The sequence below is a fragment of the Acidovorax sp. 62 genome (genome assembly GCF_002754495.1).
Taxonomy (GTDB): domain Bacteria; phylum Pseudomonadota; class Gammaproteobacteria; order Burkholderiales; family Burkholderiaceae_C; genus Acidovorax.
The window spans coordinates 3,221,884-3,245,318 of record NZ_PEFJ01000001.1 but is presented as its reverse complement, the minus strand read 5'-3'; the positions used below and the strand labels follow the sequence as shown (position 1 = coordinate 3,245,318).

Annotated in this window: 18 protein-coding genes, 2 tRNA genes and 3 rRNA genes; 21 read left to right on the top strand and 2 right to left on the bottom strand. The window is 57.5% G+C overall.

The window, feature by feature from the left end:
- The first annotated feature begins 24 nt into the window (after positions 1-24).
- The 4 genes from CLU86_RS14520 to CLU86_RS14505 all read left to right on the top strand — a co-directional run bounded on the left by CLU86_RS14520 (position 25) and on the right by CLU86_RS14505 (position 3,433).
- On the top strand, positions 25-513 hold the full coding sequence (locus CLU86_RS14520; protein ID WP_099656744.1) for a chemotaxis protein CheW: 489 nt from the start codon (positions 25-27) through the stop codon (positions 511-513).
- Between the two features lie 107 nt (positions 514-620).
- Positions 621-1,526, top strand: coding sequence for a CheR family methyltransferase (locus CLU86_RS14515; RefSeq protein ID WP_099742105.1), 906 nt, complete (start codon positions 621-623; stop codon positions 1,524-1,526).
- 77 nt (positions 1,527-1,603) lie between these two features.
- Positions 1,604-2,305: a chemoreceptor glutamine deamidase CheD gene (gene cheD, locus CLU86_RS14510; protein WP_099742104.1), complete on the top strand. Its 702-nt coding sequence runs from the start codon at positions 1,604-1,606 to the stop codon at positions 2,303-2,305.
- Between the two features lie 15 nt (positions 2,306-2,320).
- Complete coding sequence (locus tag CLU86_RS14505; RefSeq protein WP_099742103.1) at positions 2,321-3,433, top strand: chemotaxis response regulator protein-glutamate methylesterase; 1,113 nt, start codon at positions 2,321-2,323, stop codon at positions 3,431-3,433.
- A gap of 95 nt (positions 3,434-3,528) precedes the next feature.
- Here the strand turns inward: CLU86_RS14505 and CLU86_RS14500 are convergent, their stop codons facing one another.
- Positions 3,529-5,421, bottom strand: coding sequence for an ATP-binding cassette domain-containing protein (locus CLU86_RS14500; protein WP_099742102.1), 1,893 nt, complete (start codon positions 5,419-5,421; stop codon positions 3,529-3,531).
- A gap of 570 nt (positions 5,422-5,991) precedes the next feature.
- Here CLU86_RS14500 and CLU86_RS14495 point away from each other — a divergent pair.
- From CLU86_RS14495 to CLU86_RS14420, 15 genes are all read left to right on the top strand, one after another.
- Positions 5,992-7,520: ribosomal RNA gene (locus tag CLU86_RS14495) — 16S ribosomal RNA — on the top strand.
- Between the two features lie 91 nt (positions 7,521-7,611).
- A tRNA-Ile gene (locus CLU86_RS14490) sits at positions 7,612-7,688 on the top strand.
- A 32-nt stretch (positions 7,689-7,720) separates the two neighbouring features.
- Positions 7,721-7,796: transfer RNA gene (locus CLU86_RS14485), tRNA-Ala, on the top strand.
- Between the two features lie 371 nt (positions 7,797-8,167).
- Positions 8,168-11,046 (top strand): 23S ribosomal RNA (locus CLU86_RS14480).
- Between the two features lie 153 nt (positions 11,047-11,199).
- Positions 11,200-11,312, top strand: a 5S ribosomal RNA gene (gene rrf / locus CLU86_RS14475).
- Together the 16S, 23S and 5S rRNA genes with 2 tRNA genes alongside form the textbook arrangement of a ribosomal RNA operon.
- 275 nt (positions 11,313-11,587) lie before the next feature.
- Entirely contained in the window at positions 11,588-11,983 is a 396-nt protein-coding gene (locus CLU86_RS14470; RefSeq protein ID WP_099742101.1) for a MerR family DNA-binding transcriptional regulator, read from the top strand.
- 121 nt (positions 11,984-12,104) lie between these two features.
- The gene (locus tag CLU86_RS14465) at positions 12,105-12,488 is read left to right on the top strand and encodes a PaaI family thioesterase (protein ID WP_099742100.1); all 384 of its coding nucleotides are present in this window, start codon (positions 12,105-12,107) and stop codon (positions 12,486-12,488) included.
- Positions 12,489-12,518: 30 nt separating this feature from the next.
- Positions 12,519-13,709: an isovaleryl-CoA dehydrogenase gene (locus tag CLU86_RS14460; RefSeq protein WP_099742099.1), complete on the top strand. Its 1,191-nt coding sequence runs from the start codon at positions 12,519-12,521 to the stop codon at positions 13,707-13,709.
- Between the two features lie 28 nt (positions 13,710-13,737).
- Positions 13,738-14,397 carry a carbonate dehydratase gene (gene can / locus CLU86_RS14455; RefSeq protein ID WP_099742098.1) on the top strand — a complete coding sequence of 220 codons (660 nt, stop codon included), beginning with the start codon at positions 13,738-13,740 and terminating at the stop codon, positions 14,395-14,397.
- A 53-nt stretch (positions 14,398-14,450) separates the two neighbouring features.
- A complete protein-coding gene (gene aceK, locus CLU86_RS14450) occupies positions 14,451-16,250 on the top strand; it encodes a bifunctional isocitrate dehydrogenase kinase/phosphatase (RefSeq protein ID WP_099742097.1) in 1,800 nt (599 codons plus the stop codon).
- A gap of 65 nt (positions 16,251-16,315) precedes the next feature.
- Positions 16,316-17,521: an acetyl-CoA C-acyltransferase gene (locus CLU86_RS14445; protein ID WP_099742096.1), complete on the top strand. Its 1,206-nt coding sequence runs from the start codon at positions 16,316-16,318 to the stop codon at positions 17,519-17,521.
- 96 nt (positions 17,522-17,617) lie between these two features.
- Positions 17,618-18,691 carry a DUF695 domain-containing protein gene (locus CLU86_RS14440; RefSeq protein WP_099742095.1) on the top strand — a complete coding sequence of 358 codons (1,074 nt, stop codon included), beginning with the start codon at positions 17,618-17,620 and terminating at the stop codon, positions 18,689-18,691.
- 70 nt (positions 18,692-18,761) lie between these two features.
- Positions 18,762-19,424 (top strand): pyridoxamine 5'-phosphate oxidase family protein, encoded by a 663-nt coding sequence (locus tag CLU86_RS14435; RefSeq protein WP_099742094.1) that lies wholly within the window; start codon positions 18,762-18,764, stop codon positions 19,422-19,424.
- Between the two features lie 311 nt (positions 19,425-19,735).
- On the top strand, positions 19,736-20,404 hold the full coding sequence (locus CLU86_RS14425) for an SDR family oxidoreductase (RefSeq protein ID WP_099742092.1): 669 nt from the start codon (positions 19,736-19,738) through the stop codon (positions 20,402-20,404).
- 52 nt (positions 20,405-20,456) lie between these two features.
- Positions 20,457-21,587: an acyl-CoA dehydrogenase family protein gene (locus CLU86_RS14420; RefSeq protein WP_099742091.1), complete on the top strand. Its 1,131-nt coding sequence runs from the start codon at positions 20,457-20,459 to the stop codon at positions 21,585-21,587.
- A gap of 88 nt (positions 21,588-21,675) precedes the next feature.
- On the opposite strand, the gene CLU86_RS14415 is transcribed toward CLU86_RS14420, so the two are convergent.
- On the bottom strand, positions 21,676-22,152 hold the full coding sequence (locus CLU86_RS14415; RefSeq protein WP_099742090.1) for a DUF421 domain-containing protein: 477 nt from the start codon (positions 22,150-22,152) through the stop codon (positions 21,676-21,678).
- 139 nt (positions 22,153-22,291) lie between these two features.
- On the opposite strand from CLU86_RS14415, the gene CLU86_RS14410 reads away from it, so the two are divergent.
- Together CLU86_RS14410 and CLU86_RS14405 are read left to right on the top strand one after the other, a co-directional pair.
- A complete protein-coding gene (locus CLU86_RS14410) occupies positions 22,292-22,996 on the top strand; it encodes a DUF4197 domain-containing protein (protein WP_099742089.1) in 705 nt (234 codons plus the stop codon).
- Positions 22,993-23,424, top strand: coding sequence for a YchJ family protein (locus CLU86_RS14405; RefSeq protein ID WP_099742088.1), 432 nt, complete (start codon positions 22,993-22,995; stop codon positions 23,422-23,424). Before CLU86_RS14410 ends, CLU86_RS14405 begins: the two co-directional genes overlap by 4 nt.
- The last annotated feature ends 11 nt before the right edge of the window (positions 23,425-23,435 follow it).

Genomic DNA, 23,435 nt, shown 5'->3' with positions numbered 1-23,435 from the left:
TTGATCGCAATTTGAGGAGCTGTTATGAGTGTTGTTGGAAAAACTGCAGATGTGGCTCCAGCTGGGGCCAGGGAGTATCTGACTTTTCGGTTGGATCAAGAGGAGTACGGCATTGATATCTTGAAGGTTCAAGAAATCAGAGGGTACGAGCAACCAACTCGTATCGCCAATGCCCCCGCATTCATTAAAGGGGTCGTGAATCTTCGAGGAACTATCGTTCCTATTGTTGATATGCGACTCAAATTCAATTGCGCGCAGGCAGATTACAATAGTTTTACTGTTGTTATTATTTTGAATTTGCGCAATAGAGTCGTCGGAATTGTTGTGGATTCTGTGAGTGATGTTATGGAGTTGACTGCGGATAGTATTCGTTCTGCACCCGATATTGAAAGTGCGATTGATAACAGTTGCATCTTAGGGTTGGGATCCGTGGGAGAGCGGATGCTAATTCTTCTGGATATTGAAAAGCTGATGTCTGGTGTCGATATGGGGTTGGTCACGGTTGACGAGTAATTTGTGAAATTTACTTGTCTGCACGTGGTGCAGATGAAAGGGCTTGTGTTGGCTTGCTTGTGATGGGCAAGAAATATGTGCTAGAAAATATTCCCTTCGGATGAAATATGCCCCAAGCCACTAACGCATTGAAAAACACCCGTGCACCCGTTGCTCGAATTGATGTAGAGGGTAATGGTGCAGCATCCACTGGACCTCTTGCACAGGGCAGAGAGTTTGTGTGGACAAATGCTGATTTCGCCAGAGTTCAATCACTGATTTACCAGCGTGCGGGAATTAGTTTGCATGATGGAAAACATGCAATGGTTTATAGTCGGCTTTCCCGCCGTTTGAGAGAGACGGGACATGCTAGTTTCCATGACTATTTAAGCTGGCTTGAAACCAACGATGGTCCTGAATGGCAGGAATTTGTCAATGCGTTGACGACAAATCTCACAGCTTTTTTTCGGGAGCAGCATCATTTTGAAATATTTGCTTCCCATCTTCAAAGCCGCCCCTCGGGGGCTCAATGGAAGGTTTGGTGCAACGCTGCATCTACTGGTGAGGAGCCCTATTCTATTGTCATGACGGCCTTTGAAGCACTGGGTTCGAACCCCTCTTTTAAATTGGTTGCCAGCGATATTGATTCCAAAGTTTTGGCAACTGCTGGAAATGGGGTTTATCGTCTTGACAGCATGAAGGGGGTTAGCCAAGACAAGATGCAGCGGTTTTTCTTGAAAGGAAAAGGCGCTAATTCAGGGATGGTGCGAGTCAAGCCGGAGTTGCGTCGGTTGATTGACTTCATGAGCGTGAATTTGATCAGGGACGATTGGCCTTTCAAAGAGCCCTTTGATGTGGTTTTTTGCCGGAATGTCATGATTTATTTTGATGCTCCGACGCAAAGGCGCGTTCTGGAAAAAATTCACCGTGTACTGAAGCCAGGTGGGATGCTTTTTGTCGGGCACGCTGAAAATTTCAGCGAATCCAAGGATCTTTTTACTTTGCGGGGGAAGACGGTTTATGAACGCCGTTGACCTTGTTGAACAATAAAGCCACCGTTCCCATGACCAACTTTCACTCTGGTGTATCCTCCAGTTCTGGTGCTGCTGGAATGGCATCTCAGGCTGGCCTTGAGCGGCGTAGAGCTCCGCGAATAGCACCACTGAGTGCGGATATTTATTCTGCTGGAGGGGCGGCAAGGGACTCTTCTTTAGATGAGTTGAAGGCCCGGCCTAAACGCCCCGGTGAAGCATCTTTTTTCTACCTAGATCATCATTTTCAGCACAATGCTGTCAAGGTGTTGCCCGGCGAGTATTTTGTTGCCAATGAGAATATGGTGATCATGACTGTCCTGGGGTCATGTATTGCGGCCTGTTTGTGGGACAGTCGTGCACACATCGGTGGCATGAATCACTTTATGCTTCCTGATGGAGATATGGCTGACTCATCTGGTCGATATGGTTCTTATGCAATGGAAGTGTTGATCAATGAAATGTTGAAGCTGGGCGCTAGGCGAGAAACAATGCAAGCCAAAATATTTGGTGGTGCGCAGGTTATGCATAATTTCACAACAATGAATGTCGGTGAGCGAAATACAAATTTCGTACTGAATTACCTGCACACGGAAAGAATTCCGATTGTTTCTGAAGACGTTCTCGATATTTATCCCAGGAAGGTGGTTTTCTTCCCGGTCACTGGCAAGGCGATGGTCAAGCGATTGGCCCATGCCCATCCAGATGTCGCGCAAGAAGTTCGGGGCAATGCTGCCACTGTCGCCAAGAGCAATGCGGGTGGCTCTGTGGACTTGTTTTGATAAAAGGTCGAGTTGATGAGTAAGAAAATTCGGGTGGTTGTTGTGGATGACTCGGCTCTGGTTCGTAGCCTGCTCGCCGAGATCATCAACCGCCAGCGTGATATGGAGTGCATTGGAACAGCCAACGACCCTCTGATCGCACGAGAAATGATTCGGGAACTCAATCCAGACGTGATTACCTTGGATGTCGAAATGCCCCGGATGGATGGCATCGATTTCCTGGGGCGGTTGATGCGTTTGCGTCCCATGCCTGTTGTGATGATTTCCACGCTGACAGAGCGGGGCGCTGAAGTGACTATGAAGGCGCTGGAGTTGGGCGCCATTGATTTTGTTGCGAAGCCGCGTGTGGGGTTGGCCAATGGTTTGAATGATCTGGCCGAGCAAATTGTGGACAAAATCCGTGTGGCTGCTGTTGCGCAAGTGCGCCGTGGCGTCATCCGCGAGACGCCTGCTCAGGCGCCTGCGCCCCTGCATGCGGGCGGGGCCGCTGCAGCCCCCGTGTCTGCCATGGGGTTGCTGGGACGTCTGTCTACTGAAAAGCTCATCTGCATTGGTGCATCCACAGGCGGGACTGAAGCCATCAAAGAGGTTTTGGTGCAGATGCCTGCGGATTCCCCTGCGATTGTGATCACACAACACATGCCGCCAGGCTTCACCACCAGTTTTGCCGCCAGGCTCAATGGGCTTTGCCAGATCATTGTGAAAGAGGCAGTGAACGGTGAACGGATATTGCCCGGGCATGCTTATATTGCGCCCGGCGGAAAGCAGTTTCATGTGGCGCGCAGTGGCGCCAACTACGTAGCTGTCGTTGATGACGGACCTGCCGTCAATAGGCACAAGCCTTCCGTTGAGGTCTTGTTTAAATCAGCCGCTGCAGTGGTTGGGCGCAACGCCTTTGGCATTATGTTGACCGGAATGGGTAATGACGGCGCCGCTGCGATGCGAGAGATGAAGGACGCTGGCAGCTACAACTATGTGCAGGATGAGGCCAGTTGTATTGTGTTTGGCATGCCCAGGGAGGCCATAGCGCATGGCGCTGCGGATGAGGTTCTTCCGCTGGGCCAAATTGCGGGCGCGCTGTTGGCCAAGTTGAGGGGCTCTTCGGATCGGGTGCTGCACCGCATTTGATCCTGAGAGCGGTCCATCGGGCGATGATCGCCCGAGTGCGTGAGAAAAGCACTTGGCAATCGGTGGAGTAGTTTGGTTGCCAAGTGCTTTGAGGGTTAGGCAGACAGTGCTTCCCAGCGCTCTAGTGCCAAGAGCAGCTCCTCTTCAATGGCTGCGACCCTTGTCATCATTGCTGTTGCCTTGATCCCATCAGATGCATACAGGCTTCCATCGGCAAGCTGCTCGTTCAGCATCTTTTGTTCTACCTCTAGCGCCTCTATGGTCGCCGGTAGTTGTTCCAGTTCTTTCTGCTCTTTGTAGCTCAGCTTCTTTTTTGATAGCTGCTCGCGCTTATTAGATAAGCCCTGGACTGCTGTTGGAGCTGGAATCTCCGCAGAAACCTTTTTATTGTCTGCGGGTGCTTGAGCGCGGGCACGCTTGGATTGGATCAACCAGTCCTGAACGCTGCCTTCGTACTCCCGCCAGTGAGCGTTGCCCTCGAATGCAATGGTGCTGGTGACGACGTTGTCCAGAAAGGTTCGATCGTGGCTGACCAAGAAGACGGTGCCCGGATAGCTTTCCAGCAGCTCTTCCAGCAGATCCAGTGTGTCGATGTCCAGATCGTTCGTAGGCTCGTCTAGCACCAGAACATTGGCTGGCCGTGCAAACAGTCTTGCCAGAAGCAATCTATTGCGCTCTCCCCCTGAGAGTGAGCTCACCGGTGAATGAGCGCGGGCTGGTGAGAACAGGAAATCGCTGAGATAGCTTTTGACGTGTTTGCGTTGATTGCCAATCTCAATCCACTCGCTGCCAGGGCTGATGAAGTCTTCCAGCGTCGCATCGAGATTGATGGCATGGCGCATTTGGTCAAAGTACGCGATCTGAAGATTCGCTCCTTGCCTGATGCTGCCCTCGTCGGGTTGGAGTTCGCCCAAAATGAGTTTCAGCAAGGTGGTTTTGCCCGCGCCATTAGGACCGATCAAGCCGACCTTGTCGCCGCGCAAAATAGTGCCAGTAAAGCCTTGGACAATCTGTTTGGGGCCAAATGCCTTGCCCACATCAGTGAGTTCTGCAACGATCTTGCCTTGATATCCGTTGCCTGATCCGGTTGCGACGTCCATTTTGACGCTGCCCACCACGTCGCGCCGTGCTTCACGCTTCTGGCGCAAAGCTTCCAGTCGGCTGATTCGGCTTTGGCTTCGGGTGCGTCTTGCTTCCACACCTTTGCGAATCCACACTTCTTCTTGTGCCAGCAGCTTGTCGGCTTTGGCCGCGATGACGGCTTCTTGCGCGAGCTGATCTTCCTTCTGGAGTTGGTACTGAGCGAAGTTGCCAGGATACGAGCGCAGCTGGCCTCTATCTAGCTCCACAATCCGGGTTGCAATCCGATCAAGGAATGCCCGATCGTGTGTGATGGTGACTACGCTGCCCGGAAAGTCCAGCAGCAAATCTTCCAGCCACTCAATGGAGTCCAGATCCAAGTGGTTGGTCGGTTCATCCAACAACAATACATCTGGGCGCGACACGAGTGCTTGGGCTAACGCCACTCTCTTCTTGGTTCCTCCCGAAAGAGTACCTACGATCGCTTCGGGTGGAAGGTGAAGCCTTTGAAGAGTTTCTTCCACGCGCTGCTCCCAGTTCCAGGCATCAAACGCTTCAATTTCTGATTGCAGGGCGTCCAGGTCCACACCTTCCTCGGCTGCCAGGTACTGCTCCCGTATGGCAATCACTCGCTGCAAGCCTGCTGATGCTGCCTGGAAGATCGTAGCTTCGGCGTCTAGGATGGGCTCCTGTGCCACATACGCAATGCGTACGCCTTGCTGTACCTGCAGACTGCCGTCATCTGGCTTTGCCAGTCCTCCCAGAATCTTGAGCAAGGACGACTTCCCTGCGCCGTTGCGACCAATCAGACCTACACGCTCGGTCTGCTCAAGAGAGAAGCCTGCATGGTCTAGTAATGCAACGTGGCCGAAGGCCAGTTGCGCATTGATGAGTGTGATGAGTGCCATAAGGCCTGAATTATGAGTGGCTCACTCGATTCACCCTCTGAGGCGGCTCTCTGTCTGCTGCTATGGGGTGCCGGGTTTGCGGAGTAGGTTCTTAACAATCTCTTGCTGACTTGTTTGAGTCTCAAAAACGGTGCTATGATTGAGGGCTTCGCTACTGAGACGGTTTAGATTGTTAGGGTAGCGAAGGGAATTGCAGAAAGTTAGGTTTTTGTTGTCGGCGAGTTAAAAACTGTTGTACAATCTAAGGCTGCGCTAAATGCGGTGGTTGTTCTGAAAAGGGTGATTGCTGCAAACTGCAAAGACCCTAAAGTTTGACAGAACTTTAAAACCTGTGCTAGAATTCAAGGCTCAGCTGATTGCAGCTAAGTCGGGAAAATAAAGAAAACTTCGGTTGCTTTGTGATCCGGTTCATTAAAAATATACAGCCGATAAGCGTGGGCGTTTGATGGCGAGTGCCAAGTTCTTTGGAACTAGTGCTTAGCACTACAAACGCTCATGAGAATAGAAGTGAAGTTCACTTCAATTCCGTTTTTATGAGTTAAGTCGAAAGACTTTAAATTTATCAAGATCGAACTGTAGAGTTTGATCCTGGCTCAGATTGAACGCTGGCGGCATGCCTTACACATGCAAGTCGAACGGTAACAGGTCTTCGGATGCTGACGAGTGGCGAACGGGTGAGTAATACATCGGAACGTGCCCGATCGTGGGGGATAACGAAGCGAAAGCTTTGCTAATACCGCATAAGATCTAAGGATGAAAGCAGGGGACCGCAAGGCCTTGCGCGAACGGAGCGGCCGATGGCAGATTAGGTAGTTGGTGGGATAAAAGCTTACCAAGCCGACGATCTGTAGCTGGTCTGAGAGGACGACCAGCCACACTGGGACTGAGACACGGCCCAGACTCCTACGGGAGGCAGCAGTGGGGAATTTTGGACAATGGGCGAAAGCCTGATCCAGCCATGCCGCGTGCAGGATGAAGGCCTTCGGGTTGTAAACTGCTTTTGTACGGAACGAAAAGACTCTGGTTAATACCTGGGGTCCATGACGGTACCGTAAGAATAAGCACCGGCTAACTACGTGCCAGCAGCCGCGGTAATACGTAGGGTGCAAGCGTTAATCGGAATTACTGGGCGTAAAGCGTGCGCAGGCGGTTATATAAGACAGATGTGAAATCCCCGGGCTCAACCTGGGAACTGCATTTGTGACTGTATAGCTAGAGTACGGTAGAGGGGGATGGAATTCCGCGTGTAGCAGTGAAATGCGTAGATATGCGGAGGAACACCGATGGCGAAGGCAATCCCCTGGACCTGTACTGACGCTCATGCACGAAAGCGTGGGGAGCAAACAGGATTAGATACCCTGGTAGTCCACGCCCTAAACGATGTCAACTGGTTGTTGGGTCTTCACTGACTCAGTAACGAAGCTAACGCGTGAAGTTGACCGCCTGGGGAGTACGGCCGCAAGGTTGAAACTCAAAGGAATTGACGGGGACCCGCACAAGCGGTGGATGATGTGGTTTAATTCGATGCAACGCGAAAAACCTTACCCACCTTTGACATGTATGGAATCCTTTAGAGATAGAGGAGTGCTCGAAAGAGAGCCATAACACAGGTGCTGCATGGCTGTCGTCAGCTCGTGTCGTGAGATGTTGGGTTAAGTCCCGCAACGAGCGCAACCCTTGCCATTAGTTGCTACGAAAGGGCACTCTAATGGGACTGCCGGTGACAAACCGGAGGAAGGTGGGGATGACGTCAAGTCCTCATGGCCCTTATAGGTGGGGCTACACACGTCATACAATGGCTGGTACAGAGGGTTGCCAACCCGCGAGGGGGAGCTAATCCCATAAAGCCAGTCGTAGTCCGGATCGCAGTCTGCAACTCGACTGCGTGAAGTCGGAATCGCTAGTAATCGCGGATCAGAATGTCGCGGTGAATACGTTCCCGGGTCTTGTACACACCGCCCGTCACACCATGGGAGCGGGTTCTGCCAGAAGTAGGTAGCCTAACCGTAAGGAGGGCGCTTACCACGGCAGGGTTCGTGACTGGGGTGAAGTCGTAACAAGGTAGCCGTATCGGAAGGTGCGGCTGGATCACCTCCTTTCTGGAAAACTGCATTCAATATTGAACGCCCACACTTATCGGTTGTTGGAACAAGCTGCTGACTTGCGAAGTCATTCGCAAGAAGGCGGAATGGGTCTGTAGCTCAGCTGGTTAGAGCACTGTGTTGATAACGCAGGGGTCGTTGGTTCGAGCCCAACTAGACCCACCATATTCCAATAGACGGATACGTGAGAGGAAACTGGGGGATTAGCTCAGCTGGGAGAGCACCTGCTTTGCAAGCAGGGGGTCGTCGGTTCGATCCCGTCATCCTCCACCACCAACAAGCATCGGACTTCAACACCAAAGCGGCTTTGCAAAAGGCCACTTTGTTGTTGATCAATATCGATTGATCAATCGGCTGTTCTTTAAAAATTCATAGAGTCGAATCAGAGTTGTCAGAGGAAACTGCACATTCGTAAAGGTTTAGTGCAGACCGTGCCTCTGATGACAATTTTTTGATTGCGTCAAAACGAATATTCAATAAGCGAAAGCTGATTGAAATTCAGTAATGACGAATGTTCTCAGATGAAAGGTAGAAATACCTGGAGTCGAGGAATTATTCACATTACGGCATAACGCGTCAGGTGAAAGACCTGGCAAGTCCTTGAAAATAATGGCGATATCTTGAAAGAGATGTCAAAGTTATAGGGTCAAGTGACTAAGAGCATGTGGTGGATGCCTTGGCGATTACAGGCGACGAAAGACGTGATAGCCTGCGATAAGCTTCGGGGAGCTGGCAAATAAGCTTTGATCCGGAGATTTCTGAATGGGGAAACCCACCTCGCAAGAGGTATCGCATACTGAATACATAGGTATGCGAAGCGAACCGGGTGAACTGAAACATCTCAGTAGCTCGAGGAAAAGACATCAACCGAGATTCCGAAAGTAGTGGCGAGCGAAATCGGAAGAGCCTTCTAGTGATAGCACGACTGTTAGCAAAACGAAATGGAAAGTTCGGCCATAGCAGGTGATAGCCCTGTATGCGAAAACAGACGTGTGGTACTAAGTTAGAGAAAAGTAGGGCGGGACACGAGAAATCCTGTCTGAATATGGGGGGACCATCCTCCAAGGCTAAATACTCGTAATCGACCGATAGTGAACCAGTACCGTGAGGGAAAGGCGAAAAGAACCCCGGGAGGGGAGTGAAATAGATCCTGAAACCGCATGCTTACAAAAAGTAGGAGCCCGCAAGGGTGACTGCGTACCTTTTGTATAATGGGTCAGCGACTTACATTCAGTGGCAAGGTTAACCGAATAGGGAAGCCGTAGAGAAATCGAGTCCGAATAGGGCGAATCAGTCGCTGGGTGTAGACCCGAAACCAAGTGATCTATCCATGGCCAGGATGAAGGTGCCGTAACAGGTACTGGAGGTCCGAACCCACTAGTGTTGCAAAACTAGGGGATGAGCTGTGGATAGGGGTGAAAGGCTAAACAAACTTGGAAATAGCTGGTTCTCTCCGAAAACTATTTAGGTAGTGCCTCAAGTATTACCGTCGGGGGTAGAGCACTGTTTAGGCTAGGGGGTCATGGCGACTTACCAAACCTATGCAAACTCCGAATACCGACGAGTACAGCTTGGGAGACAGAGCACCGGGTGCTAACGTCCGGACTCAAGAGGGAAACAACCCAGACCGCCAGCTAAGGTCCCTAAAATTGGCTAAGTGGGAAACGAAGTGGGAAGGCTAAAACAGTCAGGATGTTGGCTTAGAAGCAGCCATCATTTAAAGAAAGCGTAATAGCTCACTGATCGAGTCGTCCTGCGCGGAAGATGTAACGGGGCTAAGCCAGTTACCGAAGCTGCGGATGTGCAATTTATTGCACGTGGTAGGAGAGCGTTCTGTAGGCCTGTGAAGGTGTCTGGTAACGGATGCTGGAGGTATCAGAAGTGCGAATGCTGACATGAGTAGCGTTAAAGGGGGTGAAAAGCCCCCTCGCCGTAAGCGCAAGGTTTTCTACGCAACGTTCATCGGCGTAGAGTGAGTCGGCCCCTAAGGCGAGGCAGAGATGCGTAGCTGATGGGAAACAGGTCAATATTCCTGTACCGATCAATAGTGCGATGTGGGGACGGAGAAGGTTAGCTCAGCCAACTGTTGGATATGTTGGTTCAAGCCTGTAGTCGTGCCTGGTAGGCAAATCCGCCGGGCTTAGATGAGGGGTGATAACGAGTCTGCTTGCAGACGAAGTGAGTGATACCCTGCTTCCAGGAAAAGCCACTAAGCTTCAGCTATTGACGACCGTACCGCAAACCGACACTGGTGCGCGAGATGAGTATTCTAAGGCGCTTGAGAGAACTCAGGAGAAGGAACTCGGCAAATTGATACCGTAACTTCGGGAGAAGGTATGCCCCAAGTAGGTGAACTCGTACAGAGGGAGCCCAAAGGGGTTGCAAAAAATCGGTGGCTGCGACTGTTTAATAAAAACACAGCACTCTGCAAACACGAAAGTGGACGTATAGGGTGTGACGCCTGCCCGGTGCTGGAAGATTAAATGATGGGGTGCAAGCTCTTGATTGAAGTCCCAGTAAACGGCGGCCGTAACTATAACGGTCCTAAGGTAGCGAAATTCCTTGTCGGGTAAGTTCCGACCTGCACGAATGGCGTAACGATGGCCACACTGTCTCCTCCTGAGACTCAGCGAAGTTGAAATGTTTGTGATGATGCAATCTCCCCGCGGAAAGACGGAAAGACCCCATGAACCTTTACTGTAGCTTTGTATTGGACTTTGAACAGATCTGTGTAGGATAGGTGGGAGGCTTTGAAGTGAGGACGCTAGTTCTCATGGAGCCAACGTTGAAATACCACCCTGGTGTGTTTGAGGTTCTAACCTAGGTCCATTATCTGGATCGGGGACAGTGCATGGTAGGCAGTTTGACTGGGGCGGTCTCCTCCCAAAGCGTAACGGAGGAGTTCGAAGGTACGCTAGTTACGGTCGGACATCGTGACGATAGTGCAATGGCATAAGCGTGCTTAACTGCGAGACTGACAAGTCGAGCAGATGCGAAAGCAGGACATAGTGATCCGGTGGTTCTGTATGGAAGGGCCATCGCTCAACGGATAAAAGGTACTCTGGGGATAACAGGCTGATACCGCCCAAGAGTTCATATCGACGGCGGTGTTTGGCACCTCGATGTCGGCTCATCTCATCCTGGGGCTGTAGCCGGTCCCAAGGGTATGGCTGTTCGCCATTTAAAGAGGTACGTGAGCTGGGTTTAAAACGTCGTGAGACAGTTTGGTCCCTATCTTCCGTGGGCGCTGCAGATTTGAGGAAGCCTGCTCCTAGTACGAGAGGACCGGAGTGGACACACCTCTGGTGTATCGGTTGTCACGCCAGTGGCATTGCCGAGTAGCTAAGTGTGGAAGAGATAACCGCTGAAAGCATCTAAGCGGGAAACTCGTTTCAAGATGAGATCTGCCGGGGCCTTGAGCCCCCTAAAGAGTCGTTCAAGACCAGGACGTTGATAGGTCAGGTGTGGAAGCGCAGTAATGCGTTAAGCTAACTGATACTAATTGCTCGTGAGGCTTGACCCTATAACTTTGATAGCCAACGCTCAAGCAGTCATGCTTGTGTGAAAAGCTCAAAGATTGTTATGCCAAGTTGACGCAGTCAAAACACATAAAATCTGATTCCAAACTCTATGAATTCGCCAGGCTGTTCCACGAACAGCCCAGCACCAAGTTATGCCTGATGACCATAGCAAGTTGGTACCACTCCTTCCCATCCCGAACAGGACAGTGAAACGACTTTGCGCCGATGATAGTGCGGGTTCCCGTGTGAAAGTAGGTCATCGTCAGGCTCTTATAGCCCCAATACCCCCCAGTCCCAACGGATTGGGGGGTTTTGCGTTATGGGGCCATCGAAATGAACACTATCCCCAACCTCGGATGGAGAGAAACTAGCCTTGCTCCAGCAGGCTAACTTCTGCTCGGCGAAGGGATCAAAGCCGCTCAGTCGACTGCTCACGGCATTACTCCAGCTACATAGTCCGCTTTGCTATAGCATTGACGAAAACGTAAACGTCAATTTGAACCGAGTGGTGCTTTTGGGCTCCGCGACACGGTTTCCTTCAGCATGGCTAACACCTACACCATCAGCGAGCTCGCCAAAGAGTTCGATCTCACTACACGGGCTATCCGTTTTTACGAAGACATGGGCTTGTTGCAGCCTGACCGCACAGGGGTGGGGGGGCGGGCGCGTATTTACAGTGCGCGTGATCGAACGCGTCTGCGTTTGACACTGCGGGCCAAGCGTCTAGGCCTCTCCCTGACGGAGGCCAAAGAGATCATCGATCTGTATGACAGTCCCAGAGATACGGGCGTGCAGTTGAAAAAATTTTTGGATGTGCTTGCAGTCCATCGCAAGCAGTTGGAGGCGCAATTGGCAGACCTCCAAGCCAATCTGGAAGAAGTCCGAGACCACGAAAAAGAGGCGCGTGCTTTGTTGTTGAAGTCAGAAAAGCAAAAATGATTCATAATTGACGTTTACGTAAACGTCAATTCATGGTGCTTTCGTGACCGCTTCTAAGTTTGAGCCTCGGTGCACATCATTCCGGTCCCGTGTTGAAGACAGCTTTCGCAAACAAGGCGCGATGGCCACGCTGGGCGCTCGCTTGGCTGCTATTGCACCGGGCGCGGTCGATATTGAACTGGACTGGGCTGCCGGACTGACCCAGCAGCATGGTTTTTTGCACGCCGGAGTCGTCTCTACTGCTCTGGACTCCGCTTGCGGCTATGCCGCCTTGACGCTCATGCCTGAGGATGTTGCGGTCCTCACCGTCGAGTTCAAGATCAATCTGCTGGCACCCGCTTCGGGAGAACGCTTTCGCATGGAAGGTCGTGTGCTGAAGTCTGGGCGCACGATCACCGTATCTGAAGGCCGTGCCTTTGCGCTGCAGGCGGGGCACGAAAAGCTCGTTGCCACCATGGGCTGCACCTTGATGGCGGTAGCGGGGCGCGAGCAACTGCGTGATTGACACCAACCATTCTGATAAGGAGACAACCCCATGAGCCTTCCATCCAACCTTCCTGGTTTGAACTTCCAACTGGGTGAAGACATCGATGCTTTGCGAGATGCCGTGCGGGATTTTGCGCAGTCGGAAATTGCGCCCCGCGCTGCGGAGATCGATCACACAGACCAATTTCCGATGGACCTGTGGCGCAAGATGGGCGACTTGGGCGTGCTCGGCATCACCGTGACTGAACAGTACGGCGGCGCCGCCATGGGCTACTTGGCTCACATGGTGGCGATGGAAGAAATCTCGCGCGCCAGCGCCTCGGTGGGGCTGTCTTATGGCGCACACAGCAACCTGTGTGTGAACCAGATCAATCGCAACGGTAACGGGGTGCAAAAGGCCAAGTACCTGCCCAAGCTCATCAGCGGTGAGCACGTGGGCGCCCTGGCCATGAGCGAGCCCGGTGCGGGCTCGGACGTGATCAGCATGAAGCTCAAGGCCGAGGACAAGGGCGGTTACTACCTGCTCAACGGCAACAAAATGTGGATCACCAATGGCCCGGACGCCGACACCCTGGTGGTCTATGCCAAGACGGAGCCCGAATTGGGCGCGCGCGGCGTCACGGCTTTCCTGATCGAGAAAGGCATGAAGGGGTTTTCCATAGCCCAAAAGCTCGACAAGCTCGGCATGCGCGGCAGCCACACCGGCGAGTTGGTGTTCCAGGACGTTGAAGTGCCCGCCGAGAACGTGCTGGGCGGGGTGAACCAAGGCGCCAAGGTGCTCATGAGCGGCCTGGACTACGAACGTGCCGTACTGACTGGCGGGCCTTTGGGCATCATGCAGGCGGTGATGGACAACGTCATCCCCTATATTCACGACCGCAAACAGTTCGGGCAGAGCATTGGTGAATTCCAGCTCATCCAGGGCAAGGTCGCAGACATGTACACCGTGCTGCAGGCGGGGCGCTCGTTCGCCTACACCGTGGCCAAGAACCTGGACATGCTGGGGACGGACCATGTTCGCCAAGTGCGCAAGGATTGCGCCAGTGTCATTCTGTGGTGTGCCGAAAAGGCCACCTGGATGGCGGGAGAAGGCGTGCAGATTTTTGGCGGCAATGGCTACATCAACGAATACCCGTTGGGTCGCCTGTGGCGCGATGCCAAGCTGTACGAAATCGGCGCCGGTACCAGCGAAATCCGGCGCATGCTGATTGGCCGTGAGCTGTTTGCCGAGACCTGCTGACCGATATTCCCAAAAACCAAAGGACACCATGCCCACATCCATCGACGACCTGTTTGTACACAACCGCGCCTGGGCGGCCCAGATGGAGCGTGAGCGGCCCGGCTTTTTCACCAGCTTGTTGGCCCAGCAAAAGCCCAAGTACATGTGGGTGGGGTGTTCCGACAGCCGGGTGCCAGCCAACCAGATCACGGGGCTGGAGCCGGGCGAGGTCTTTGTCCACCGCAACGTGGCCAATGTGGTGGTGCCTACCGATCTCAACTGCCTGTCCACCATCCAATATGCGGTAGACCAGTTGCATGTGGAGCACCTGATGGTGGTGGGCCACTACGGCTGTGGCGGCGTGCTGGCGGCGTTGGAGGGCATTCGCGTGGGCTTGGCAGACAACTGGATCCGCCATGTGACGGACGTGCGTGACCGCCACCGCGATCTGATCGCTTCGGTGGAGCCGCAATGGCGCCACGATGTGCTGTGCGAACTCAATGCCATCGAGCAGGTGGTCAACATTGCGCAGACTACCGTGATGCTGGACGCCTGGGGCCGTGGCCAGAAGGTGACCTTGCATGGCTGGTGCTACGGCCTCAAGGACGGGCTCATCAACAACCTGCACATGACGGTGGACAGCACCCAAGGCCTGGACGCCCTGTACCGCGCGGCCATCGCTGGCGTGGCTGCCACACGGCGGGGTTAAGGCGCCAGAACGGGCCCTGGGCAATCCGGCGATCAGCTCCCACCTTCGCTGCCATGTTCCCCCAGCGGCTCGACTCTCCCCAGGCCTATGCCATCGCCAAGGCGATGATGGATGGTTTTAACCGCCATTACCGCTTGTTTCGCACCGAATCGGCCCGTGCCAAGCACCGCTTTGAAACGGCTGACTGGCTGGGCCAGCAGCGGGCGCAGCGCGAGCGCATCGAGTTCTACGATCTGCGCGTGAAGGAATGCGTGCGGCGGCTGGAGAAAGAATTTGGTGCGGGGGCGCAGCCCATGGCCGTCTGGCACCAGGCCAAGCTCCACTACATCGGGCTGTTGGTCAACCACCACCAGCCCGAACTGGCCGAGACGTTTTTCAACTCGGTCACCTGCAAGATCCTGCACCGCACGCATTTTCAGAACGACTTCATTTTTGTGCGCCCGGCCGTCAGCACCGAATACATCGAGAGTGACGAGCCCACGGCCAAGCCCACCTACCGCGCCTACTACCCCTCGCGCGATACGCTGCACCAGACGCTGATCACCATCGTCGAGAACTTCGGGCTGCAGCGCGCTTTTGCCCATCTGGAGCGCGACACGCGCCATGTGCTGGCTGCCATGCAAACCCGGCTGGCGCAGGTCAAGCTGCGGGCCAACTTCCAGATCCAGGTGCTCACCAGCCTGTTCTTTCGCAACAAGGGCGCCTACGTGGTGGGGCGGATCATCAATGGCTTTACCGAGGTGCCCTTTGCTCTGCCCATCCTGCACGACGACCAGGGCCAACTGACCATCGACGCCGCGCTGTTTGGCGAGGAAGACCTGCAAATTCTGTTCAGCTTTGCGCGGGCGTATTTCATGGTCGACATGGAAGTGCCCAGCGCCTACGTGCAGTTTCTGCGCAGCCTCATGCCCCGCAAACCCCGGGCTGAAATCTACAACGCGCTGGGGCTGGCCAAGCAGGGCAAGACGCTGTTTTACCGCGATTTTCTGCAGCACCTGCGGCACTCCACCGACCAGTTCCGCATTGCGCCCGGCATCAAGGGCATGGTCATGCTGGTGTTTGACTTGCCCAGCTTCCCGTACGTCTTCAAGCTCATCAAAGACTACTATCCGCCGCAAAAGGATACGACGCGCGAGCAGGTCAAGGGCAAGTATTTGCTGGTGAAGCAGCACGACCGGGTGGGGCGCATGGCCGATACGCTCGAATACAGCGAGGTGGCGTTTCCGCGTGACCGCTTCAGCGACGAGCTGATTGCCGAGATCGAGAAATTTGCGCCCAGGCAGCTGGAGATCAGCGACCGTGATGGCGATGGCCAGACCGAAGTCATCATCAAGCACCTGTACATCGAGCGGCGCATGATCCCGCTCAACATCTACCTGCAAGAGGCACTGGACGCAGGCCCTGATGACCCGCATGCGCGCCAGCAGATCGAGCGCTGCGTGGTCGAGTACGGCAACGCCATCAAAGACATGGTGGCCGCTAACATCTTCCCGGGCGACATGCTGTGGAAGAACTTCGGCATCACCCGCCACGGCAAGGTTGTTTTCTACGACTACGACGAGATCGAATACCTCACCGATTGCAACTTCCGCCGCGTGCCACCGCCCCGCAGCGAAGAGGACGAGATGAGCGGCGAGGTCTGGTACACGGTGGGCCCACGTGACGTGTTTCCCGAAACCTTCGGCCCCTTCCTGCTGGCCCAGCCAGTGGTGCGCGATGCCTTCATGCAGCACCACGCCGACCTGCTGGATGCCGCCTTCTGGCAGGCGCACAAAACCCGCATCCAGGCCGGCCACGTGATCGACGTGTTTCCCTACGACCAGGAGCGGCGTTTTGTGCACTCCCCCGCCTGAATGGTGCGCACACGCCGACCGCAGTTCCCCATGCTTCTTTCCACTTTTTAAAACAGGAGACCTCCATGCCGACACCTCAAGCCCCCGCCCACCAAGACCCCATCGTCATCACTGGCGCCGCGCGAACGCCCATGGGCGCGCTGCAGGGCGACTTTGCTGCGCTGGCCGCGCACGACCTGGGCGGCGTGGCCATCCAGGCTGCCGTGCAGCGTGCGGGCATTGCCCCCGGTGCCGTGGGTGAGGTGCTGTTTGGCAACTGCCTGATGGCAGGCCAGGGCCAGGCACCCGCACGCCAGGCGGCCTTCAAGGGCGGCTTGCCCAAAGAGGCGGGCGCGGTCACGCTCAGCAAGATGTGTGGATCGGGCATGAAGGCCGCCATGATGGCGCACGACATGCTGCTGGCCGGCACGCACGACGTGATGGTGGCGGGTGGCATGGAAAGCATGACCAACGCCCCCTATTTGCTGCAAAAGGGCCGAGGCGGCTACCGCCTGGGCCACGACCGCATCTTTGACCACATGATGCTCGACGGCCTGGAAGACGCCTACGAGGCCGGCCGCTCCATGGGCACCTTTGGCGAAGACTGCGCCGCCAAGTACCAGTTCACCCGCGAGCAGCAAGACGCCTTTGCCACCGCCAGCGTGCAGCGCGCCAAGGCAGCCACAGAATCCGGCGCATTCGCCGCCGAGATCGTGCCCGTCACCGTCAAGACCCGCGCGGGCGAGGTGGTGGTGTCGGTGGACGAAGGCCCCGGCAAGGTCAAGCTGGAAAAGATCGCTACCTTGAAGCCCGCCTTCAAGAAAGACGGCACCATCACTGCCGCCTCCAGCTCCAGCATCAACGACGGCGCTGCGGCGCTGGTGCTTATGCGCCAGTCCACCGCCCAGCAGCTGGGCAGCCAGCCTGTGGCCCGCATCGTGGCGCACGCCACGCATGCGCAAGAGCCCGAATGGTTTGCCACCGCCCCCGTGGGCGCCACGCACAAGGTGTTGGCCAAGGCGGGCTGGCAGGTGGGCGATGTGGATCTGTGGGAAATCAACGAAGCCTTCGCCGTGGTGCCCATGGCCCTCATGAAAGAGCTGAACCTGCCCCACGACAAGGTGAACGTGAATGGCGGTGCCTGTGCGTTGGGCCACCCCATCGGTGCCAGCGGCGCGCGCATCATCGTCACGCTCATCCATGCCCTCCAGGCCCGTGGCCTGCGCCGGGGCGTGGCCACGCTGTGCATTGGCGGTGGCGAGGCCACCGCCATGGCCATTGAGCTGGTGTGACGGCCCGCCGCTGGCCTTGATGTAAAGCAGCCCATCCCGCGCGGAGTGGGCTGCTGCTTCTGAAATACTACGGGTTTTCACCCCCTCAGGAACCCCATGCCGTCTACTCCCCACATCGCCGCGTTCTGGCGCGATTTCGCAGCCGCCGAAGCCACCCTCCAGGCCGTGCCGCTGCGCGAGCGCGTTGAGCAGGCCAATGACCTGCTGACGCCCCATGTGCAGGGCCTGGCGCTGGAGATGCAGGGTGGACCCGACGATGAGGTGATCGAGCTGATCGTCACCGCCCACGGCAGCATCGAGAACTTTCCGCTGCTCTCGCAGGTGGTGGCCGCCGCGCCCAAACTGGCGCACTACCGCGTGACGGCGTTCCGCGAGCGCAGCAAGCACCCTGACTTTCCGATCGGCATGGACGGGTTTGAGCTGTCCACCAACGACGTGCTGGTGGCCCTGCAGCAAGACAACGGCCAGGTGGCGCTAGAGCTGCGCTTTGCCCGCGAGATTCCGCACGACTTCGAGGACCACGCCCGCCACATGACCTTCATCATGATGGACCACGTGCTGGGCGAATTTGACTTTGCCGTGAAGGTCGGCGCCGTGGACTTTGTGGGCGACGACTACGACCAGGATGTGCCCTGGACGCCCCTGAGCCAGCTGCAGCCCGTGTTCGACGCCTACTGGGTGCAGACCCTGGGGCGCACCGGCCACTTCCCGCAAGGCGAGCCCTCGTGGGACGGGCTGGAGTTGCAGTTCAACGTGGCTGTGGATGATGAGGGCAATGACGTCGAAGAGGACGGCGATGGCGAAGAAGGCCCGCAGGAAACCGGCGTGGTGATGATCAACACCAGTGCCAACGCTGTGGCCATGCGCGCCGATCTGGCCTACGCCCTGACGCTGGACCTGGCCGTGCCCAACAGCGAAACCCTCACGGCCGTGCAAGACCTGCACGACCAGGCCGCCACGCTGCTGCAGGTGCCGCAACTGGGCATCTTGGCGATGACGCTGATGCGCGCTGGCCGCCGCCAGGCCCTGTATTACGTGAGCGATGAGCAACTGGCCAAGCAAACCTTGGCGCCTTTGCTGCTGCGTGAAGAGGCCGCCTCGCTGGAGCTGAAGGTGGGGTTTGACCCCGCATGGTCGGGCTACTTTGAGTACGCGGGCTACCTGTCCTGATCCTTCTTAACCCTTTGTCCACCCGCTGGCGGGCCACGTCCGCCGTCACCGCTAAAGCGCTGGAGTCCCCATGATCGAAACCCTGGAGCAGCTGCGCAGCCTGTACGCCCAACCCGCCGAGCGGGCCCTGCGCAAACAACAGCCGTTGCTTGAAGCCCATTGCCGGCACTTCATCGCCCTGTCGCCGTTTTGCGTGGTGGCCTCCGCGGGTGCGGCCACGGCGCAGAGTGAGCCAGTGGGGCAGGGTGGGGCGCTGCTCGATGCATCGCCGCGCGGCGGTGCCCCGGGCTTTGTCAAAGCGCCCGATGCCCATACGCTGCTGCTGCCAGACTCGGGCGGCAACAACCGGCTCGATACGCTGACCAATCTGCTGGCCGACCCGCGCATCGGTCTGCTGTTCATGATCCCCGGTGTGGACGAAACCCTGCGCGTGAACGGCACCGCCCGGCTGCGCGAAGAGGCCGCTTTCACCGACCTGTTTGCTGGCGAGCGCCAGCGCCCCCGGCTGGTCATTGAAGTGCAAGTGGCCGAGGCGTACCTGCATTGCTCCAAAGCCTTCATGCGCTCGCGCCTGTGGCAGGCCGATGCGCAGGTGGACCGCAGCGTGCTGCCGTCCATGAACCAGATGATCCACGACCAGATCGGCCTGGCCACCGAGCCCGAAACCCACGCCGCCATGCTGCAGCGCTACCGCGCCCAACTGGCGCAAGAGCAGCAATTGGGCGATGCGTGACATGGTGCACCCCCTGGGTCGCCTTCGTCGCCTCGGTGCAGCCGCCAGAGGCGGTTGCTCTTCGAGGACGTCCAAACCTTCGCAGGCAGGTTTGGAGCCGCGCCTCTCAGCCCCAGCAGGGGGGGCGACACCCTCGCTGCAGGGCGGCCCTTGCCAGGTGTCTCTCGCCTGGGCCGTGCCAGTTTCGTGGACTGCGAGTGGTGCGTCGAACTGTGTCCCCATGCGATGGCGTGGTTGCAAATGCTCCTATATTTGTAGCTGCTTGCGCTTGATGAATCAGCGCTAGAGCCTCATTTCATTCCAATTTATCCATGAAATCCATCCTCATCATCGGCGCCTCCCGTGGCATTGGCCTGGAGCTGGTGCGCCAGTACACCGAAGCGGGCCGCCGCGTGATTGCCACCGTGCGCGACGACGCCGGGCGCGAGCGCGTGCAGGCCCTGGGCGCTGACGTGCTCACGGTGGATGTGTCGAACCCCGCCAGCGTCAGCGGCCTGGCCTGGCAGCTGGACGGCGAAAAGCTCGACTTGGCGCTGTACGTGGCGGGCGTGATCCGCCGCCCCAACGCGCTCACCCCGCCCACCCAGCAAGACTTTGATGCCGTCATGCGCACCAACGTGCTGGGCGCCATGCAGGCCATCCCGCAGGTGGCACCTTTGGTCGCGGATGCGGGCGGTGTGTTCGCGTTCCTGTCGTCTTCCATGTCGCAGATCGGCAGCGTGCCCAACAGCGAGTCATGGCTGTACCGTACCAGCAAGGCGGCGCTGAACATGGCCGTGGCTTCCGCCCAGCACAACTACCCCGGCGCCACGCTGGTCACCATCGACCCCGGCTGGGTGCAGACCGACATGGGCGGCGGCACCGCGCCGCTGTCGGTGGAGGACAGCGTGCGTGGCTTGCGCAACACGCTGGCCAGCGTCATGCCTGCCGACAAAGGGCGGCTGCTGCACCACGACGGCCGCCGTGCCAGCCACTGGTAGGCCGCCGCCGCAACCCCCTCATCACATATAAAAACTCTGGAGACAAACCACCATGCTGCTCACCCAAGACCAGGAAATGATCCGCGACGCTGTGCGCGACTTTGCCCAAACCGAGCTGTGGCCCCACGCCGCCCGCTGGGACAAGGAGCACCACTTCCCCAAAGAAGCCCACCAGGGCCTGGCCGCCCTCGGCGCCTACGGTATTTGCGTGCCCGAAGAGTTTGGCGGCGCGAACCTCGACTACCTCACGCTCGCGCTGGTGCTCGAAGAAATCGCTGCCGGTGACGGCGGCACTAGCACCGCCATCAGCGTGACCAACTGCCCCGTCAACGCCATCCTCATGCGCTACGGCAACGCGCAGCAAAAGCGCGACTGGCTCACGCCGCTGGCGCGTGGCGAGATGCTGGGCGCGTTTTGCCTGACCGAGCCGCATGTGGGCTCGGACGCATCTGCGCTGCGCACCACGGCAGTGAAGCAGGGCGATGAATACGTCATCAATGGCGTCAAGCAGTTCATCACCAGCGGCAAGAACGGCCACGTGGCCATCGTCATCGCCGTTACCGACAAGGGCGCGGGCAAGAAGGGCATGAGCGCCTTCCTCGTGCCCACCAGCAACCCAGGCTATGTGGTGGCGCGGCTGGAAGACAAGCTGGGCCAGCACAGCAGCGACACGGCGCAGATCAACTTCGACAACTGCCGCATCCCGGCCGAGAACCTGATCGGTGCCGAGGGCGAGGGCTACAAGATTGCGCTCGGCGCGCTCGAAGGCGGCCGCATCGGCATCGCCGCGCAAAGCGTGGGCATGGCGCGCAGCGCGTTCGACGTGGCGCTGGCGTATTCCAAAGAGCGCGAAAGCTTTGGCACCGCTATCTTCAACCACCAGGCGGTGGGCTTTCGCCTGGCCGAGTGCGCCACGCAGATCGAGGCCGCGCGCCAGCTCATCTGGCACGCCGCCGCGCTGCGCGATGCGGGCAAGCCTTGCCTGAAGGAAGCCGCCATGGCCAAGCTGTTTGCCAGCGAGATGGCCGAGCGCGTGTGCAGCGCTGCCATCCAGACGCTGGGCGGCTATGGCGTGGTGAACGACTTCCCGGTGGAGCGCATCTACCGCGACGTGCGCGTGTGCCAGATCTACGAAGGCACGAGCGACGTGCAGAAGATCCTCATCCAGCGTGCGCTGGCCTGAGGTCCACCCTTTGCAGAGTGATTGCTATTGATTTTATAGCTTCTAGCGCTTGTTGAATAAGCGCTAGCGGCCATTTTGGTTTAAAGATTCAGGGTGTGCTGCGCGGCTTCAGCACCACCGTTATCTGGCCGTTGGTCTCGATGGTGGCGCGCTCCACCTCGTGCAATGCCAGGCAGCCGCTGGCGCGCAAGGCGGCGCCCAGGTCGTCGGCGGTGATCAGCTCCTCGCGCATCAGCCGCTTGTTCACCTGCCCCTTGTCCACCAGCACCTGGGGCGTGCCGTCCACCCACCGGGCCAGCCAGGGCGAGCGAAAGGTCAGCTGCGCCAGCACCACATGGCAGCCGATCAGTGTCAGGGCCGAGATCAGCCCGCCCACCAGCGAGTTATCGCCCGCGTTCATCGAGTTCTGCACCGCGTTGGACAGCACCAGCAGCAGCACCAGGTCAAAGGGCGCGTACTGCCCGGTTTGGCGTTTGCCCGTCAGCCGCAAAAACACCAGCAGGAACACATACACCACCATGCCCCGCACGACAAACTCCCACCACGGCACGCTCATTTGCCACATTGCACTACTCCTTGTTGCACCTTGTCTGGCGATGCCAGTCTAGGGCCTGGCTCCTCTCGGCGAAAATCAGCCCTGTTTGCCGCACTGGCGCCCTCCGCGCCGCCAGTGTGTTGTCCACCTCCACTGAAAGACCCCCACCATGCAGCGCCGCCATTTCCACCAAGCCAGCGCAGGGGCGCTGGGTGCCCTGTTGTTGGCCATTGATTCCCGTGCCTGGGCCCTGTCTCTGGGCGATTTGACCAATGCCGATGCCTCCAGCGGCCTCAAGGCCGCACTGGCGCAAGGCGCACAGGCAGCGGTGTCCTTGCTCGGGCGCACCGACGGGTTTTTGGGCAACCCGCAGGTGCGCATCGGCCTGCCGGGCTACTTGCAAGACGCGGCCAAGGTCATGAAGTCCATGGGCCAGGGCAAGCGCATTGATGAACTGGTCACCTCCATCAACCGCGCAGCCGAGGCCGCCGTGCCCATGGGCAAGGATCTGCTGGTGGGTGCCGTGCAGTCCATGAGCGTGACCGACGCCAAGAACATCCTGGCGGGCGGCGATACCTCCGTCACCCAGTTCTTCGTCACCAAGACCCGCGCCCCGCTGGCCGAGCGCTTTTTGCCCGTGGTGAACCAGGCCACCGAGAAGGTGGGCCTGACCCAGAAGTACAACGCCTTTGCGGGCAAGGCCGCCAGCTTTGGCCTGCTCAAGCCCGAAGAGTCCAACCTGGCCACCTACGTCACCGGCAAAACGCTGGACGGCCTGTTCTTCATGATCGGCGAGGAAGAGCGCAAGATCCGCCAGAACCCCGCAGGCGCGGGCAGCGCCATCCTGCAAAAGGTGTTTGGGGCCTTGCGTTGAACCCCAAGAAAGCGGCCCCTGCCACGGCGGCCTGCCCCTGTGGCCGCCAGCAAGGCACGGGCGCCAAAGCCCAGCCCGTGGCGTATGCCGATTGCTGTGGCCGCTACCTGGACCACTGGGACACTGCGGCGGCCCCCGATGCCGAGCACCTCATGCGATCGCGCTACACCGCCTTTGTGCGTGAGCGTGCCGACTACCTGCAGGCCACCTGGCACCCCAGCCACCGCCCCGAATCGCTCGACTTTGACCCGGCCACCCAGTGGCTGGGCCTGGAAGTGCGCGGCCACTGGGTGCAAGACGCCGACCACGCTGAAGTCGAATTCGTCGCCCGCCACCGCCTGGGCGGCCGCGCCGTGCGCCTGCACGAACGCAGCCGCTTTGTGCGCGAAGGCGGGCGGTGGTTTTATGTGGACGGGGATCACCGCTGAGCGCTTGGTGA

Coding starts and splice junctions, on each gene's coding strand:
- CLU86_RS14520 (WP_099656744.1), top strand. CDS start 25: ATGAGTGTTGTTGGAAAAACTGCAGATGTGGCTCCAGCTGGGGCCAGG.
- CLU86_RS14515 (WP_099742105.1), top strand. CDS start 621: ATGCCCCAAGCCACTAACGCATTGAAAAACACCCGTGCACCCGTTGCT.
- cheD (WP_099742104.1), top strand. CDS start 1,604: ATGGCATCTCAGGCTGGCCTTGAGCGGCGTAGAGCTCCGCGAATAGCA.
- CLU86_RS14505 (WP_099742103.1), top strand. CDS start 2,321: ATGAGTAAGAAAATTCGGGTGGTTGTTGTGGATGACTCGGCTCTGGTT.
- CLU86_RS14500 (WP_099742102.1), bottom strand. CDS start 5,421: ATGGCACTCATCACACTCATCAATGCGCAACTGGCCTTCGGCCACGTT.
- CLU86_RS14470 (WP_099742101.1), top strand. CDS start 11,588: ATGGCTAACACCTACACCATCAGCGAGCTCGCCAAAGAGTTCGATCTC.
- CLU86_RS14465 (WP_099742100.1), top strand. CDS start 12,105: ATGGCCACGCTGGGCGCTCGCTTGGCTGCTATTGCACCGGGCGCGGTC.
- CLU86_RS14460 (WP_099742099.1), top strand. CDS start 12,519: ATGAGCCTTCCATCCAACCTTCCTGGTTTGAACTTCCAACTGGGTGAA.
- can (WP_099742098.1), top strand. CDS start 13,738: ATGCCCACATCCATCGACGACCTGTTTGTACACAACCGCGCCTGGGCG.
- aceK (WP_099742097.1), top strand. CDS start 14,451: ATGTTCCCCCAGCGGCTCGACTCTCCCCAGGCCTATGCCATCGCCAAG.
- CLU86_RS14445 (WP_099742096.1), top strand. CDS start 16,316: ATGCCGACACCTCAAGCCCCCGCCCACCAAGACCCCATCGTCATCACT.
- CLU86_RS14440 (WP_099742095.1), top strand. CDS start 17,618: ATGCCGTCTACTCCCCACATCGCCGCGTTCTGGCGCGATTTCGCAGCC.
- CLU86_RS14435 (WP_099742094.1), top strand. CDS start 18,762: ATGATCGAAACCCTGGAGCAGCTGCGCAGCCTGTACGCCCAACCCGCC.
- CLU86_RS14425 (WP_099742092.1), top strand. CDS start 19,736: ATGAAATCCATCCTCATCATCGGCGCCTCCCGTGGCATTGGCCTGGAG.
- CLU86_RS14420 (WP_099742091.1), top strand. CDS start 20,457: ATGCTGCTCACCCAAGACCAGGAAATGATCCGCGACGCTGTGCGCGAC.
- CLU86_RS14415 (WP_099742090.1), bottom strand. CDS start 22,152: ATGTGGCAAATGAGCGTGCCGTGGTGGGAGTTTGTCGTGCGGGGCATG.
- CLU86_RS14410 (WP_099742089.1), top strand. CDS start 22,292: ATGCAGCGCCGCCATTTCCACCAAGCCAGCGCAGGGGCGCTGGGTGCC.